The 13,953-nt window shown below is 72.6% G+C and carries 15 protein-coding genes; 6 read left to right on the top strand and 9 right to left on the bottom strand.

The window, feature by feature from the left end; genetic code table 11:
• Window positions 1–30: 30 nt before the first annotated feature.
• Window positions 31–1,032, top strand: a complete 1,002-nt coding sequence (locus ACFZCD_RS23190) for a GlxA family transcriptional regulator (RefSeq protein WP_391833764.1) — start codon at window positions 31–33, stop codon at window positions 1,030–1,032.
• Here ACFZCD_RS23190 and ACFZCD_RS23185 read toward each other — a convergent pair whose 3' ends face one another.
• The 6 genes from ACFZCD_RS23185 to ACFZCD_RS23160 all read right to left on the bottom strand — a co-directional run bounded on the left by ACFZCD_RS23185 (window position 1,033) and on the right by ACFZCD_RS23160 (window position 6,769).
• The gene (locus tag ACFZCD_RS23185) at window positions 1,033–1,608 is read right to left on the bottom strand and encodes a hypothetical protein (protein WP_391833762.1); all 576 of its coding nucleotides are present in this window, start codon (window positions 1,606–1,608) and stop codon (window positions 1,033–1,035) included.
• Window positions 1,608–2,726: an ROK family glucokinase gene (locus ACFZCD_RS23180; protein ID WP_391833760.1), complete on the bottom strand. Its 1,119-nt coding sequence runs from the start codon at window positions 2,724–2,726 to the stop codon at window positions 1,608–1,610. Before ACFZCD_RS23180 ends, ACFZCD_RS23185 begins: the two co-directional genes overlap by 1 nt.
• A gap of 202 nt (window positions 2,727–2,928) precedes the next feature.
• The gene (locus tag ACFZCD_RS23175) at window positions 2,929–3,750 is read right to left on the bottom strand and encodes an ATP-binding cassette domain-containing protein (protein ID WP_391833758.1); all 822 of its coding nucleotides are present in this window, start codon (window positions 3,748–3,750) and stop codon (window positions 2,929–2,931) included.
• Window positions 3,747–4,799: an ABC transporter permease gene (locus tag ACFZCD_RS23170; RefSeq protein WP_391833756.1), complete on the bottom strand. Its 1,053-nt coding sequence runs from the start codon at window positions 4,797–4,799 to the stop codon at window positions 3,747–3,749. The genes ACFZCD_RS23175 and ACFZCD_RS23170 overlap by 4 nt, the downstream gene beginning before the upstream one ends.
• On the bottom strand, window positions 4,796–5,776 hold the full coding sequence (locus ACFZCD_RS23165) for a sugar ABC transporter substrate-binding protein (protein WP_391833754.1): 981 nt from the start codon (window positions 5,774–5,776) through the stop codon (window positions 4,796–4,798). The genes ACFZCD_RS23170 and ACFZCD_RS23165 overlap by 4 nt, the downstream gene beginning before the upstream one ends.
• 273 nt (window positions 5,777–6,049) lie before the next feature.
• The gene (locus ACFZCD_RS23160; RefSeq protein WP_391834017.1) at window positions 6,050–6,769 is read right to left on the bottom strand and encodes a GntR family transcriptional regulator; all 720 of its coding nucleotides are present in this window, start codon (window positions 6,767–6,769) and stop codon (window positions 6,050–6,052) included.
• A gap of 211 nt (window positions 6,770–6,980) precedes the next feature.
• Between ACFZCD_RS23160 and ACFZCD_RS23155 the strand changes: the two genes are divergently transcribed.
• Window positions 6,981–7,667: a LysE family translocator gene (locus tag ACFZCD_RS23155; RefSeq protein ID WP_391833752.1), complete on the top strand. Its 687-nt coding sequence runs from the start codon at window positions 6,981–6,983 to the stop codon at window positions 7,665–7,667.
• A gap of 154 nt (window positions 7,668–7,821) precedes the next feature.
• Window positions 7,822–8,499 carry a DUF6875 domain-containing protein gene (locus ACFZCD_RS23150; protein ID WP_391833750.1) on the top strand — a complete coding sequence of 226 codons (678 nt, stop codon included), beginning with the start codon at window positions 7,822–7,824 and terminating at the stop codon, window positions 8,497–8,499.
• A 25-nt stretch (window positions 8,500–8,524) separates the two neighbouring features.
• On the opposite strand, the gene ACFZCD_RS23145 is transcribed toward ACFZCD_RS23150, so the two are convergent.
• The 3 genes from ACFZCD_RS23145 to ACFZCD_RS23135 form a co-directional block, all read right to left on the bottom strand.
• A complete protein-coding gene (locus tag ACFZCD_RS23145) occupies window positions 8,525–9,730 on the bottom strand; it encodes a cytochrome P450 (protein ID WP_391833748.1) in 1,206 nt (401 codons plus the stop codon).
• A gap of 16 nt (window positions 9,731–9,746) precedes the next feature.
• On the bottom strand, window positions 9,747–11,672 hold the full coding sequence (locus tag ACFZCD_RS23140) for a coagulation factor 5/8 type domain-containing protein (RefSeq protein ID WP_391833746.1): 1,926 nt from the start codon (window positions 11,670–11,672) through the stop codon (window positions 9,747–9,749).
• A 204-nt stretch (window positions 11,673–11,876) separates the two neighbouring features.
• Window positions 11,877–12,332: a ribonuclease domain-containing protein gene (locus ACFZCD_RS23135; protein WP_391833744.1), complete on the bottom strand. Its 456-nt coding sequence runs from the start codon at window positions 12,330–12,332 to the stop codon at window positions 11,877–11,879.
• A gap of 183 nt (window positions 12,333–12,515) precedes the next feature.
• Here ACFZCD_RS23135 and ACFZCD_RS23130 point away from each other — a divergent pair, with 183 nt between their 5' ends.
• The 3 genes from ACFZCD_RS23130 to ACFZCD_RS23120 are packed head-to-tail and all read left to right on the top strand — an operon-like array spanning window position 12,516 to window position 13,952.
• Complete coding sequence (locus tag ACFZCD_RS23130) at window positions 12,516–13,142, top strand: helix-turn-helix domain-containing protein (RefSeq protein ID WP_391833742.1); 627 nt, start codon at window positions 12,516–12,518, stop codon at window positions 13,140–13,142.
• Between the two features lie 53 nt (window positions 13,143–13,195).
• Complete coding sequence (locus tag ACFZCD_RS23125) at window positions 13,196–13,288, top strand: DUF6126 family protein (protein WP_391833740.1); 93 nt, start codon at window positions 13,196–13,198, stop codon at window positions 13,286–13,288.
• A 4-nt stretch (window positions 13,289–13,292) separates the two neighbouring features.
• Window positions 13,293–13,952: a transcriptional regulator gene (locus ACFZCD_RS23120; protein ID WP_391833738.1), complete on the top strand. Its 660-nt coding sequence runs from the start codon at window positions 13,293–13,295 to the stop codon at window positions 13,950–13,952.
• Window position 13,953 lies beyond the last annotated feature (1 nt).

The following is a 13,953-nucleotide window of genomic DNA, read 5'->3' as shown; positions in this document are numbered from 1 at the left end:
CCCGCGCCGGGTGAGTGCTAGGAATCGCACATGCCGCAAGATTCCTCGCACGCACGCCGCGATCCGGCGGCGGCCTCCCCGCACCGGGTCGTCGTGATCGTGGACGAGAACTCGAACCCCTTCGAGCTCGGCTGCACCACCGAGGTCTTCGGCCTGCGCAGGCCCGAGACCGGCCGCACGCTCTACGACTTCGGGCTCTGCTCGCCCGAGCCGAGCACCGTGATGAGGGACGGGTTCTTCACGCTCACGGGAGTCACCGGCCTGGAGGCGGCCGACGCGGCGGACACCGTGATCGTCCCCAACCGGCCCGACGTCGACGTGCCCCGCCGGCCGGCCGTGCTCGACGCCGTCCGGCGGGCGCACGCGCGCGGGGCGCGGCTGGTCGGCCTGTGCAGCGGCGCCTTCACCCTCGCCGAGGCCGGGGTCCTCGACGGGCGCAGGGCCACGGCGCACTGGCAGTGGGCCGGCTCGTTCCGGGCCCGTTTCCCCCGCGTCCACCTGGAGGAGAACGTGCTGTTCGTCGACGACGGAGACATCCTCACCGCCGCGGGCAGCGCGGCCGCGCTCGACCTCGGGCTGCACATCGTCCGCCGCGACCACGGCGCCGACGTCGCCAATGCGGTCAGCCGGCGGCTGGTCTTCGCCGCGCACCGGGACGGCGGGCAGCAGCAGTTCATCGAACGGCCGGTGCCCGAGCTCCCCGACGAGTCCCTCGGGCCCGTCCTGGCCTGGGCCCAGGAACGCGTGGAGATGCCCTTGACGGTGGCCGACCTGGCGGCACGTGCCGCCGTCAGCCCGGCCACGCTGCACCGCCGCTTCCGGGCCCAGCTGGGCACCACTCCCCTGGCCTGGCTCACCCGTGAGCGCCTCGCCCTGGCGTGCCGCCTCATCGAACGGGGCGCCCTGTCCATGGAGACCGTCGCGCGGCGCAGCGGGCTGGGCACCGCCGCCAACCTGCGGGCGCTGATGCGGCGCGAGAGGGGGCTCACGCCCTCGGCGTACCGGCAGCGGTTCGGCTCCGGAACGGCGTGATCAGGGCGTGGTCGTGGACACCACGAAGACCCGGGGGTACTCCGGGTCGTCGAGGTTGGCGGTGATCTCCAGGGAGGGCTTGGGCTTGTCCTGGTCGACGGTGGTGCCCGCCCAGTGGTGGCCCGCGCCGAGGTTCCAGCCGACCTGGGCGGCCTCGTCCTCGTAGATGGTGACCTGGCCGTCCTCCAGGGCGCCGGCGCCCGCGCCGACGTCGGAGAGCCACTTGTCGAACTTCTCGCGCGTGGTCGTGAACTGCAGGAAGAGCGAGCTCGCCTTCCACGCGTTGGTCTCGTAGCTGGCGACGTCCTCCGCGTAGGGCGGGACGGTCACCTCGTAGAGGCGGCGCTGGAGGCGGGTCGGCCAGCCCTCCTCCAGGCCGGACGCCGCCGCCTCCTCCTTCTTGGACTCGCTGCCGCCGCGGCTCTGCATCGCGGAGATGTAGAGGTAGCCGGCGGGGATCGCGACGAGCAGGAAGACGATGACGGCCTTGAGGGCGCGGCGGGCGGAGCCGCCGCCCGTCCGCGGGGGGCCGGGCGGCAGTGCCGTGCGCTCGGCGGAGTGCTCCGTGGTGGTCATCAAGCGCGGCCCGCCCTCGCGTAGCGCTCGTAGCGCTCGACGCGGCGCCGGTTGGCGCGGCGGAAGCGGCGGGCGACGAGCCGGGCCAGGTCCGCGGCGCCGACCATGCCGGCCTCGGGGCCGAGCTGGGCCTTGACGATGCGGGCCTCGGGGCGGTAGCCGCGGCCGGTGAGGTGGCGGCGGAAGGCGTCCCGGGCGGGGGCGATCAGCAGGTCGTCGGCGGCGCTGACGCCGCCGCCGATGACGAAGCAGGAGGGGTCGAGGGCGGCGGCGAGGTTGGCGATGCCGACGCCGAGCCACTGGCCGATGTCCTGCAGCAGCTCGACGCACATGGCGTCCCCGGAGCGGGCCAGCTCGGTGATGAGGGGGCCGGTGATCTCGGAGATGTTGCCGCCGACGCGGTCGGTGATCCCGTACGCGACGGGGGACTCGGCGGCGGCCAGCTCGCGGGCCTCGCGCACGAGGGCGTTGCCGGAGCTGTACTGCTCCCAGCAGCCGCGGTTGCCGCACGGGCAGCGGTGCCCGCCGGGCACGACCTGCATGTGGCCGAACTCGCCGGCGACGCCGAACTTGCCGCGCTTGACCTGGCCGTCCTCCAGGATCGCGCCGCCGATGCCCGTACCGAGGGTGATCATCACGAGGTGGTCCTCGCCGCGGCCGGCGCCGAACCGCCACTCCGCCCAGGCGGCGGTGTTGGCGTCGTTGTCGACCATGACGGGGACGGCGAGGCGGCCCGCGAGGCGGTCGCGCAGCGGCTCGTTGCGCCAGGACAGGTGCGGGGCGAACAGGACGCGGTTGCGGTCGGCGTCGACCCAGCCGGCCGCGCCGATGCCCACGGCGTGCACGTCGTGCCGGTCGGAGAGGTCGAGGACCAGCTCGACGATGGTGTCCTCGACGACCTTGGGGCTCTTGGACTTGTCCGGCGTCTCGGTGCGCAGCTTCTCGAGGATGTTGCCGTCGGCGTCGACGACGCCGGCCATGACCTTGGTGCCGCCGATGTCGATGCCGACCGTGGGGACGCGCGGGGCGGTCAGGTGCGAGCGACGCTCGCGCGTGCCGACGGTGCGGAGCACGGTGGCGCGGGCGGCGCCCCGGTGGAGGTCGCGGTACATGCTCATGAGGCCACCGCCACGGCGTGGAGCTGGGCGGTTCTACGGTCGCTCCGGCTGCGTGCTCGCAAGAGTCGTCGTCCCTGCGGTGGTCTCGGGAGGCGCCTGCCTCGTGGATACGGTCGTGGCCGATTGTGCCTCAAGGAAGCCTTCGGTACCGCATCGCCGGCGGCGGGCCCGCCACCCGCGGGCCCGCCCGGTGAGAGCCTCGTCACTCCTCGCCGGAGGTCACGGGCCTGCCGCCGATCACGTCCGGCGCGGGGGCCCGTTCCAGCTCGTGGCTGAGCTGGTCGAGCTCGCTGCCGCCCGCCATCTGGCGGGTGAGCTCGTCCAGGGCGATCTCCGCCTTGGCGTGGCTGCCGGCCATCGCACCGCGCTTCAGCAGCACGAAGCGGTCACCGACCAGATACGCGTGGTGCGGATTGTGGGTGATCAAGACCACGCCCAGGCCGGCGTCGCGCGCCGCGGCCACGTACTTCAGCACGACGCCCGACTGCTTGACGCCGAGCGCCGCGGTCGGCTCGTCCAGGACGAGGACCTTGGCGCCGAAGTAGACGGCCCGTGCGATGGCCACGCACTGCCGCTCGCCGCCGGAGAGGGTGCCGATGGGCTGGTCGACGTCGCGCAGGTCGATGCCCATGCGGAGCAGCTCCGCGCGGGTGGTCTCGCGCATCCTCTGCACGTCGAGGCGCTTGAAGGGGCCCTTGCCCTTCGTCGGCTCCGAGCCCAGGAAGAAGTTCCGCCAGACCGGCATCAGGGGGACGACCGCGAGGTCCTGGTAGACCGTGGCGATGCCGCGGTCGAGGGCCTCGCGGGGGGAGGAGAGCTTCGTCTCCTCGCCCTCGATCTCGAAGGTGCCGGCGTCGTGCTGGTGCAGCCCCGCGATGATCTTGATGAGGGTCGACTTGCCGGCGCCGTTGTCGCCGAGGACGCAGGTGATCTCGCCCGCGTGCACCTCCAGGGAGACGCCCTCCAGCGCGCGGATGCTGCCGTAGAACTTGCTCACGTCCGTGAGCTTGGCCAGGGGGCTCACTTGGCTGCCTCCGCACGCTTACGGACCCAGGCGTTCAGCAGCGTCGCCAGCAGCAGCATCGCGCCCAGGAAGAACTTGAACCAGTCCGGGTTCCACTGCGCGTAGACGATGCCCTTGCTGGTCATGCCGAAGATGAACGCGCCGACCGCGGAGCCGATGGCCGACCCGTAGCCGCCGGTCATCAGGCAGCCGCCGATGACGGCCGCGATGATGTAGAGGAACTCGTTGCCGACGCCCTCGCCGGACTGCACCACGTCGTAGGACATCAGCAGGTGCTGGCCGGAGATCCAGGCGCAGAAGGCGACCGCCATGTACAGGCCGATCTTGGTCTTGGTGACCGGGACGCCGACCGCGCGGGCCGCGTCCGCGCCGCCGCCGACCGCGAAGATCCAGTTGCCGGCGCGGGTGCGCAGCAGGATCCAGGTGGCCAGGGCCACGAGGCCGAACCACCACAGGATGGTGACCTGGAGGTCGACGCCGCCGATCGTCAGGTGGGAGGCGAAGAGCGCGCGGGCGGACTCGAAGCCCTCCATGTCCCCGATGGTCTTGGTGGAGACGGTGCCGCTGATGAGCTTGGTGAAGCCGAGGTTCAGGCCCGTGAGCATCAGGAACGTGCCCAGCGTGATGATGAAGCTGGGCAGCTTGGTGCGGGTGAGCATGAAGCCGTTGAAGAAGCCGATCGCGAGGGTGACGAGGAGCGAGACGCCCACGCCGGCCCAGACGTTCGCCGTCATCTGGTAGCTGAACATCGACGAGACGAGGGCGGAGGTGGTCACCATCACGCCGGTCGACAGGTCGAACTCGCCGCCGATCATCAGCAGCGCCACCGGCACCGCCATGATGCCGATCGTCGAGGACGCGTAGAGCACCGTGGACAGGCTGGAGGCCTGCAGGAAGCTGTCGGCGACCATCGAGAAGAAGACGAAGACGGCGGCGGCGCCGACGACCGCGCCGAGCTCGGGGCGGCCCATGAGCTTGCGCAGGTACGAGCGGTGCACCAGGCGTTCGTCGGGGGCGTCCTGGGCGGGGGCCGTCGCGGGGGCGCTCATCGCGTGCCCCGCTTGGTGTACTCGGCGAGTGTCTTGGCGTCGTCCTTGGTGACGATCTGCGGGCCGGTCAGGACGGGGCGGCCGCCGCCGAGCATGTCGCGGTTGTAGCGGTAGAGCCACAGCAGGTCGACGGCCTCGTAGCCCTGGAGGTACGGGTCCTGGTCGACGGCGAAGCCGAGCTTCCCGGTCTGCAGGGCGTCGGCGACCTTGGCGTTGAGGTCGAAGGTGTCGACCTCGGCCTTGCTGCCGGCCTGCTCGGCGGCCTTGACGGCGGTGGGGGCGAAGGGGGCGCCGAGCGTGACGACGGCGTCGATGTCCTTGTCGGACTGCAGCTTCGCCTCGATCGAGGACTGCACGTTGGGCATGTTGGTGCCCTCGACGTAGAGGTTCTGCAGCTCGCCCTTGAAGGACTTCTTCACGCCCTCGCAGCGCTGCTCGTGGCCGACGTTGCCCTGCTCGTGCAGGACGCAGACGGCCTTCTTCTTGCCGCGCTCGTTGAGCTGCTCGCCGACGGCCTCGCCGGCGATGACCTCGTCCTGGCCGATGTGGGTGAGCGCGCCGAACTCCTTGGACTTGTCGGAGCCCGAGTTCACGGTGATCACCGGGATGCCGGCCTTGCGGGCCTTCTCGACCACGTCCTTCATGGCGTCGGGCTTGGCGAGCGTGACGATCAGGCCGTCGACCTTCTGGTCGATCATGGCCTGGACGCTCTGCGCCTGCTTGTTGCCCTCGACGTCATGGGCGTAGAGGAATTTGATGTTGTCCTTCGCGGCCGCCTGCTTGGCGCCGTTCTGGACGATGTCCCAGAAGGTGTCGCCATCGCCCGAGTGGGTGACCATCGCGAAGGTCCAGCGCGGCGTGTCGACCGCGGCGCGGCCCTGGGCGGCCTTGGCCGCCCGCTCCTCCGCGCGCTTGCCGCCCGTAGCGCTGCACCCCGCCAGGGTGGCGCCGAGCACCGCTGCCAGCACGGCGCTCACCGCACGTACGCCTGTCCGAACCCTTGCCACGAGGAGTTGCCCTTCTCACTGTCTGTCACGGTGCGGCCGGGCCCCGATCCGGCGGGCCCAGCCGCCCAAGTATCCGTCACCATCCGTCACCGCCGACCGCGGGGGCTTCAGGGGTCCTGCCGAGGGCTGCTGCATGTGGGTGGAGTTCTAGTGGCGGCCACCCCATGGCGTCAAGGCTTTGTCCGAACATTCTGACGGCCTGACGCATGCGGTCAGGGCTCGCGGGACGGCGCCGCACCGCCCCTACGGGCGGACCAGCAGCTGGAACTCGAAGGAGTAGCGTGACGCCCGGTAGACGTGCGAACCGAACTCGACGGCACGCCCCGTGTCGTCGTACGTCGTCCGCTCCATCGTCAGCAGCGGCGCACCCTCGGGCTCGCCCAGCCGCGCCCCCTCCTCGGCGGTCGCGGCGCGGGCGCCGACCGTCTGGCGGGCGCTGTGCAGCGTGATGCCGGCCGCGCGGATGAGCCGGTAGAGGCCGGTCTCCTCCAGCCTGTCCGGGCCGGCGTCGAGGAGACCCGCGGGGAGGTGGTTGCACAAGTGGGCCATGGGCTCGCCGTGCGCGAGGCGCAGCCGCTCGACGAACAGCACGTCGGTGCCCTCGGGCACGCCGAGGGCGGCGGCGACCCGCGCCGTCGCGGGCCGGGTCTCGTGGCGCAGCACACGGGTGGCGGGCTGCTGGCCGGCCGCCTCCAGGTCGTCGTAGAGGCTGCTGAGCTCCAGGGGGCGCTTGACCTGGCTGTGGAGCACCTGGGTACCGACGCCGCGGCGGCGGATGAGCAGGCCCTTGTCCACCAGCGACTGGATGGCCTGCCGGACGGTGGGCCGGGACAGGCCGAGCCGCGCGGCGAGGTCGATCTCGTTGCCGAGCAGGCTGCCGGGGGCGAGCCTGCCCTGTTCGATCGCCGCTTCGAGCTGCTGGGACAGCTGGTAGTAGAGGGGGACGGGGCTGCTGCGGTCCAGGCTGAACTGGAGGGGTGGATGGTTCGCCACGAAGGGAGCCTAGCCCCGGGACCGGATGACGGGAAGTTCGTAGGTCAGGTTGTCCGGACATGCAACGGTGCGTATCCGGCGTTACCGATACGAGTGACCGGGCCGTCAACCCCGTGCCCCTCGCATGCGTCTTGTGCAATACAGATGTCAGGACTTATGTCACTGAATATCCACTGATGTCATGCCTTCTGACGCCGTGCGGGTGCGTGCGCCGGGGCGAGGGGAGATGGGCAACGCCGTGGAAGAGCTGGCTCTGGGGGTGGCGCTCGGCTTCAGCGCGGGGATCAGCCCGGGCCCGCTGCTCGCATTGGTGCTGTCCGGGACGCTGCGCGGCGGGCTCGGCGTCGGGCTGCGGGTGGCGGCCGTCCCGCTGCTCACCGACCTGCCCGTGATCCTGCTGTCCGTGACCGTGCTCGCCGTGCTGCCCGAGCGCGCCATCGCGGCGGGTGGCGTGGTCGGCGGGCTCTTCCTCGCCGGGCTGGCCGTCACGACGCTGCGCGAGGCCCGGACGGCCGAGGTGCCCGAGGCCCACGACACGGAGGAGGCCCGGCTCCGGGGGCGCCGGACGCTGTGGCAGGGCGCACTGGCCAACCTGCTCAGCCCGCACCCCTGGATGTTCTGGCTGACGACGGGGGCACCCCTGCTCGTGGCCGCCTGGCGCAACGGCCCGCCCGGCGCGGGCGGCTTCCTCTTCGGCTTCTACGGGCTGCTGGTCGGCAGCAAGGCCGCGCTCGCCCTCGTGGTCTCGCGGGCCCGGCACCGCATCGGCACCCGCGGCTACCGGATGCTGCTCGGCGGCTCCGGCGTACTGCTGCTGGCGGCCTCGGCCTTACTGCTGGTGGAGTTCGGCACCGCGCTGGCGGCGTAGCCGGCCTGGTCCCCGCAGCCGTCCGGTAGCAGCACGTTGAGGCTATTTTGCCCGGATCGCTCAACCCCACTCCCGGCTCGGCGGGTTCTTCCGGTTGCCGGACACGTGACTGCCAGACACGTGTCTGCCGGACACCGTCACTGGGGGACCACTCATGAGCCAAGGAAGCGCACCGGCGGAGCTCGCCCGCATCCGGCTGTACGACCAGCAGGAGGCAGCCGCCCACGACCTGCTCCGGCCCGTGGCCGGCTGGATCGGCGGGCACGTCGCCCGGCCCCACCCCGACCTCGGCCGGCGCGGGGCGGTCTGCCCGTTCGTGCCGCTCGCGCAGCGGCTCGGACTGATCCGCTTCGCCCTCGCCGACCCGCCCGTGCGGGAGGAGGACGGGCTCGTGGCCGCTGCCGCCGCGCTCAAGGCGCACTGGCTGGCGATGGAGCCGCGCAGCGGCCAGCACACCATCGACAAGACCATCGTCCTCGTGCTGCCCGGGGTGGCGGCGGCGACCGTCGTCCTCGTCCACGACCGCCTCAAGCCGGAGTTCGTGGCCGACGGGCTGATGCTCGGGGAGTTCTTCCCCGGGCACCCCGGCCCGGGGCTGCACAACCCCGCCTTCCGCCCGCTGCACAGCGCCACCCCGCTGCTCGTCGCCCGCAGCATGGTCGCCAACGACCTGCCGTTCCTCACCGAGCGGCGCTACCCGCCCGCCCGGCGCGCCGGCTTCGTCGAAGCCTTCCTGCGGCACCAGACGAGCGCGAGCGCCGGCACCCGGGAGCGGGCCCGGAGCGAACTGGAACACGCCCGTGACGAGCTGGGGCACGCGCCGCGGGGGTGAACGGACGGACAGGCCGACGCGGCCGTCAGAAGCGGACCGGCAGCCGGTGCGGGCCGCGGATGAGGAGGCCCTCGCGCCAGGTGAGGGCGTCCGGGTGCACGTCCAGGGCGAGCTCCGGGCAGCGCTCCAGCAGCGACCGGATCGCGATCTTCGCCTCCAGCCGGGCCAGCGGCGCCCCGAGGCAGTAGTGGATGCCGTGCCCGAAGGCCACGTGACCGCGGGCGTCGCGCCGGATGTCGAACCGCCCGGCGTCCGGGAAGCGGCCGGGGTCGCGGTGGGCGTCGGTCAGCCCGAGCAGCACGAGCTCGCCCCCGCCGGGTATGAGCGCGCCGCCGATCTCCAGGGGCTCGGTGGTGAAGCGGTACGTGGCCGTCTCCAGCGGACCGTCGTAGCGCAGCATCTCCTCGACGGCGTTGTCGAGGAGGCCGAAGTCGGCACGCAGGCCGGCCAGCTGGTCCGGGTGCTGCAGGAGGGCGAGGACGCCGTTCGTGATCAGGTTGACCGTCGTCTCGTGACCGGCGACGAGGAGCAGCCAGGCCATGCCGATGAGCTCTTCGGGCGAGAGCCGGTCGCCGTCCTCGTCGGTCGTGCGGATCAGCGCGCTCAGCAGATCGCCGCCGGGCTCCTTGCGCTTCGCCTCGACGAGGCCGGCCAGATAGGCGGCGCCCTCGCGGGCCGCGGCGCCCTTCTCGGCCGGCGGGGCCGATCCGACGGCCGTGTTCGACCACGCGCGGAAGGCCTCCCGGTCGAGGGCGGGGACGCCGAGCAGCTCGCAGATGACGCCCATGGGCAGCGGGAAGGACAGGGCGTCCACGAGCTCGGCGCGGCGGCCGGGGGACGCCAGCATGGCGTCGAGCAGCTCGTCCGTCATCCGCTGGACCTGCGGCGCCATCTCCTCGACCCGCCGCGGAGTGAACTCCTTGGCGACGATCCTGCGCAGCCGGGTGTGGTCCGGCGCGTCCATGGTCAGCATGTGCGGGCCGGCGGCGCCCGGGACCAGCCCGACGGCGGGGGCGGCCCGCTGCCAGTCCTTCGTCAGGCGGGGGTCGTTGAACGCGGCGCGCACCTCGTCGTAACCGACGACGAGCCAGGCCTCCGCGCCCTCGGGCATGCGCACCCGGTGCACCGGGCCCCTCGCGCGCAGCTCGGCGTAGACGCGGTGCGGATGCCGGGTGAACTCCTCCCCCATTGCCGCGAGATCGACGACTGCCCCTGCTTCGGCCGTTGCCATGTGATGCCCCCTGCCCTCAGGAACGATCATCATGGTTGACGGAGAGTGATCGACTCAAGGGCGATTTACGGACAGCAGTTCGGATTTCGCGCCACGGCCGTTCGCGCCCGGCCAGGGGCCACGAGCGGACCGTGGCGACCTTCGTCCACGCGTCGGCCGGACCCCCCGCGCCGTTGACGACGTGACGGTAGGCGCAGTCGCCGCCGAGCGAGACGGCGACCAGGCTGTGGAACCGCACGCCGGGCCGCCGCGGCGCCTCGAAGGCGTGGTCGGCCGCGAGGCCGGGCGCGGACGTGAAGTGGCAGTAGCTGCCCAGGCCCCAGGCCTCGTGCCGCGTCACGGACGGGGCGACCCGGTAGGCGGGGTAGCCCGCGCTGCTGCCGTCGTTCCAGGCGGCGCGGCCGGGCGGGTCGTAGGGCAGCTCGTTCTGGAAGAAGTACGTGCGGCCGCCCTCGCCGTTCCACAGCGTCTGGTGCCGCTGGTAGTGCTCGACGAACAGCCCGTACATGGTGACGTCCCGGCCGTCGACGACCAGTCCCTCGGCCGCGGGGTTGACCGTCCATCCGACGCCCCTGCCGTGGTCGGCGCGCCACAGCCACAGGTCGTCGCCGATGACGTCCGAGCTGTGCACCACCAGGCTGCGGGTGGCCCGTGCGGGGCCGGCGCCGCCCACGCGGAAGAAGACGTCGTGCAGCGAGACCGGGTCGGCGGTGTGGCGCCGCCGGGCGCCGGGCGGGCCGATCTCCATCAGTGCGGGCGAGTCCGCCCGGCCCGCGTCGACCAGCAGGCCGGCGATGCGGACGCCGTCGACGTCGGCGACGGTCAGGGCGGCGGTGCCCCGGTCGGGCACGAGCGTCGCGAGCCCCAGGCCGAGGACGACGGTGCCGGGCCGGGTGACGCGCAGGGGCCGGTCCAGGTGGTGCACGCCCGGCGCGATCAGCAGGTCCTTCCCGGCCGCGAGCGCCCGGTTGATGCGGGCGGCCCCGGTGCCCGGCCGGACGACGAAGAAGCGGCTGATCGGACGGGAGCTGCCGGGCGGCACCGCCCCGCCGGACCAGGTGGTGCCCTGTGCGGCCCTGCGCAGGGCGGGGACGAAGACGTGGTAGCCGCCGGACGGATCGACGTGGAGGAAGGGCTTCTCGCGGACGGCGGGGGTCCGGTCGACGCTGGTGCGGGGCGGGTCGGGGAAGGTCGTCGGCGGGGCGTTGCGGACCCCGGCGAACACCATGTTCCAGGTGCCGCCCGACCAGCCGCCGCTGAGCTCGCTGTTGCGCGTGAGCCACTGCTGCTGGCCCCCCGCGAGCACCTTCCCGTCGATCAGCGCGTCGGCGATGAAGCCGCCGCTGGACCAGCCTTCGTCGTCGAGGCGGAGGTCGCCGCGCAGGTGCACGCGGCGGTACGGGGCGGCCTGGGAGACGGCCCAGCGGTCGGCGCCCGAGGCGGGGGAGACGGAGAGGTTCTCGGCCGCGCGCCAGAAGTTCTGCGTCGCGTTGCCCTGCAGCCAGTCGGCTTCGGCGTGCACCGCGCCCCTGATGGTGACGTCGTCGGGGCGCAGGCCCAGGCCCGCGACCTGGGTGTAGAAGCCGACGTTGACGTCCACGTCGTAGGTGCCCGGCTTGAAGAGCAGCACTTCGCGGCCGGGGCCGAACTGGGCCGCCTCCTGCCGCCGGAAGACCTCGTCCAGGGTGCGCTGGATCCGCTCCCGGGGCATCGACGGGTCGAAGACGTGGACCCCCGGCCCGAGGAAGGGGGCGGCAGGGGCGGAGGGGGCGGCAGGCGTGGAGGGGCCGGCGGGCGTACCGGGTGGCCCGGGCAGGCCGCGGGCGGGCGGCGGCGCGGGCGGCCGGTCCGGACCGAGGACGAGGGCCAGGCAGGCGGTGGCCACGGCGGCGAGGACGGGGGCGCCGAGGCGGGCTCGGCGCCCGGGCCGGGTTCTGGACAAGGGCCGCTGTCTCCTCACGCGTCGGTCGGTGACCGGATCATGTCGGCGATCGGATCAACGCGTTTTGTGAGCGTGAGGGGACGGTTTGTGAGCGGATTCCGCTCGTATGGCGCTTAAATGACGACCGATCAGCTGGTCAGCAACTGATCGGCCGGGTGGCGGGCGATCAGCCTGCTGACGGGCAACGAGTCGGCCGACGGCCGGTCAGCAGCCGAAGTCGATCTTGTTGAACGTCGCGTAGTGGTCCTGGGTGTAGTAGTCCTCGTGGTCGCCCTCGCCGGAGATGACGCGGCGCGCGCCGCGGTCGGGCGAGCCGGGGGTCTTGACCGTGTACTCGTGGTAGTAGCCGGAGTCCTGCTCGGGGAGCACGCCCTCGCGGTTGGAGAAGACCGTGCCGTCCTTCGGGTACGGGAACGGGCCATTCGAGTCGATGAGGCGCAGGGTGTCCTGGGCCTGGGAGGGCAGGCCGGACTGACAGACGCTGCCGACGCTCTTCACGGTGTACGAGGCGTGGGCGGTGGCGGCGACGGGGGCCGTGTGGCCGGCGAGGGGCGCGGCGACGGCCGGCCCGCCGATGAAGAGGGCCGAGGTCAGCGCGGCGAGGGCGGCCGTGCGGACGAGACGCGAAGAACGCAGCATGTGATGGGGGGTTGCCTTCATGACGCCCAGCATGACGCGCGTAGCGCATGTCATGTCAACGACAATCCTGACTGTTTTCCAGGAGTTAACCGGGGGCGCGATCCGGCCAGACGGAACCTTTGCTTCCAGGGCCACACATCCCGCGCTTTTGCCTCCTGGGCAAAAGTTTTGCCTGCAAGGCAGGGGCGGCCTTATACCGGAAGCATGACACCACTGCCGGACGAGCCCGCGGCCGACCTGCCCACCGTGGCCCCGCGCCTGCGTGACCTGCGCACACGCAGCGGGCTGACCCTGGAGGCCGCCGCCGCGCGGGCCGGCCTCTCCCCCGCCCACCTGTCCCGGCTGGAGACCGGCCGGCGGACCCCGTCGCTGCCGATGCTGCTCGCCCTGGCGCGGACGTACGGCACGACGGTGTCCGATCTGCTGGGCGAGGCCGCGCCGGAGCGTGATCCCGTCGTGCGCGCGAGCCACATGGCGCCGCAGCAGGCCGGGGGCTGGACGTACTGGCGGACCGGCGGCTCGGGCCGCGCCATGCAGGCGCTGCGGCTGCACGTGCCGCCGGAGGCGGGCGGCCAGGCCGAGCTGGTCCGCGTCCATCCGGGCGAGGAGTGGCTGTACGTCACCGGCGGGCGGCTGCGCCTCACGCTCGGCGGGACCACCCATCTGCTGGATCCCGGCGACGCCGCCCATTTCGACTCGCTCACCCCGCACCGCATCGCCGCCGCGTCGCGCGGAGGGGCCGATCTGCTGTTCCTGCACACGCTGATGCAGAGCGGCGCGACCGAGCTGTGCCTCGGGGGCGTCGCACCCACCAGGAGGGGAATGCCGTGAACAATACGAAGGCAGACACAGGGAAGCGCATGGACGAGGAGGATCGGGCACCCATGGGGATGACCGTCCGGGTCATCATCTACCTCGTGGCCGTCCACTTCTTCGCGGCCTTCCTGTTCCTCCTCTTCTACCTCGCCGGAGGCTGAGGCCATGACCCGTACGGCCCGGGAAGTACTGGCGGACGCGGTGCGCGGGCTCGCGCCCTCCGAAGGCGCCAACGAGCTCGTCCGGCGGATCGCCGCCGGGGAGGCCCCGCGGGAGGTGTTCGCCGCGTTCGCCCTGGAGCAGTACCAGGTCATCGCGAGCGACCGCCGCAGCTTCGTCCACCTCGCCGGGCGCGCGGCCGCGGAGCCTGCCGTGGCGGGCTTCTTCGAGTCCCTCACCCAGGGCGAGGACCTGGCCCTGAGCCTGCTCGGGCCGCTGGCGGCCGCGTGCGGGCTGGACGAGGAGACGGTCCGCGCCCACGAGCCCCGCCCCGGCTGCCAGGCCTACCCGTCGTACGCGGCCTGGCTCGCCCTCGGCGCGGAACCCGTGGACGTCGTCGTCGCGCTGACCGCCAACTTCGCCGCGTGGGGCGGCTACTGCGCCGCCGTCGGCTCGGCCCTGCGCGAGCACTACGGCTTCGACAACCCCGCGTGCGGCTTCTTCGACTTCTTCGCCGGGCCCGCACCCGAGCTGGAGGAGCGGGCCGTGGAGGCCGTGGCGGCCGGCCTGGAGAACGGTCGGCTGTCGGAGCCGCTCGCCCACCGCTACGGACGGCTGCTGCAGGCCTACGAGTTGATGTTCTGGGACGCGCTCGCTGTACGGTGAA

Source organism: Streptomyces sp. NPDC008001 (genome assembly GCF_042958085.1).
GTDB lineage: Bacteria > Actinomycetota > Actinomycetes > Streptomycetales > Streptomycetaceae > Streptomyces.
This window is presented reverse-complemented; position numbering and strand designations above follow the sequence as displayed.

Excerpts from the sequence above, each read along its gene's own strand:
- ACFZCD_RS23190 (WP_391833764.1), top strand. The coding sequence starts at position 31 with ATGCCGCAAGATTCCTCGCACGCACGCCGCGATCCGGCGGCGGCCTCC.
- ACFZCD_RS23185 (WP_391833762.1), bottom strand. The coding sequence starts at position 1,608 with ATGACCACCACGGAGCACTCCGCCGAGCGCACGGCACTGCCGCCCGGC.
- ACFZCD_RS23180 (WP_391833760.1), bottom strand. The coding sequence starts at position 2,726 with ATGAGCATGTACCGCGACCTCCACCGGGGCGCCGCCCGCGCCACCGTG.
- ACFZCD_RS23170 (WP_391833756.1), bottom strand. The coding sequence starts at position 4,799 with ATGAGCGCCCCCGCGACGGCCCCCGCCCAGGACGCCCCCGACGAACGC.
- ACFZCD_RS23155 (WP_391833752.1), top strand. The coding sequence starts at position 6,981 with ATGCCTTCTGACGCCGTGCGGGTGCGTGCGCCGGGGCGAGGGGAGATG.
- ACFZCD_RS23150 (WP_391833750.1), top strand. The coding sequence starts at position 7,822 with ATGAGCCAAGGAAGCGCACCGGCGGAGCTCGCCCGCATCCGGCTGTAC.
- ACFZCD_RS23145 (WP_391833748.1), bottom strand. The coding sequence starts at position 9,730 with ATGGCAACGGCCGAAGCAGGGGCAGTCGTCGATCTCGCGGCAATGGGG.
- ACFZCD_RS23135 (WP_391833744.1), bottom strand. The coding sequence starts at position 12,332 with ATGAAGGCAACCCCCCATCACATGCTGCGTTCTTCGCGTCTCGTCCGC.
- ACFZCD_RS23130 (WP_391833742.1), top strand. The coding sequence starts at position 12,516 with ATGACACCACTGCCGGACGAGCCCGCGGCCGACCTGCCCACCGTGGCC.
- ACFZCD_RS23125 (WP_391833740.1), top strand. The coding sequence starts at position 13,196 with ATGGGGATGACCGTCCGGGTCATCATCTACCTCGTGGCCGTCCACTTC.
- ACFZCD_RS23120 (WP_391833738.1), top strand. The coding sequence starts at position 13,293 with ATGACCCGTACGGCCCGGGAAGTACTGGCGGACGCGGTGCGCGGGCTC.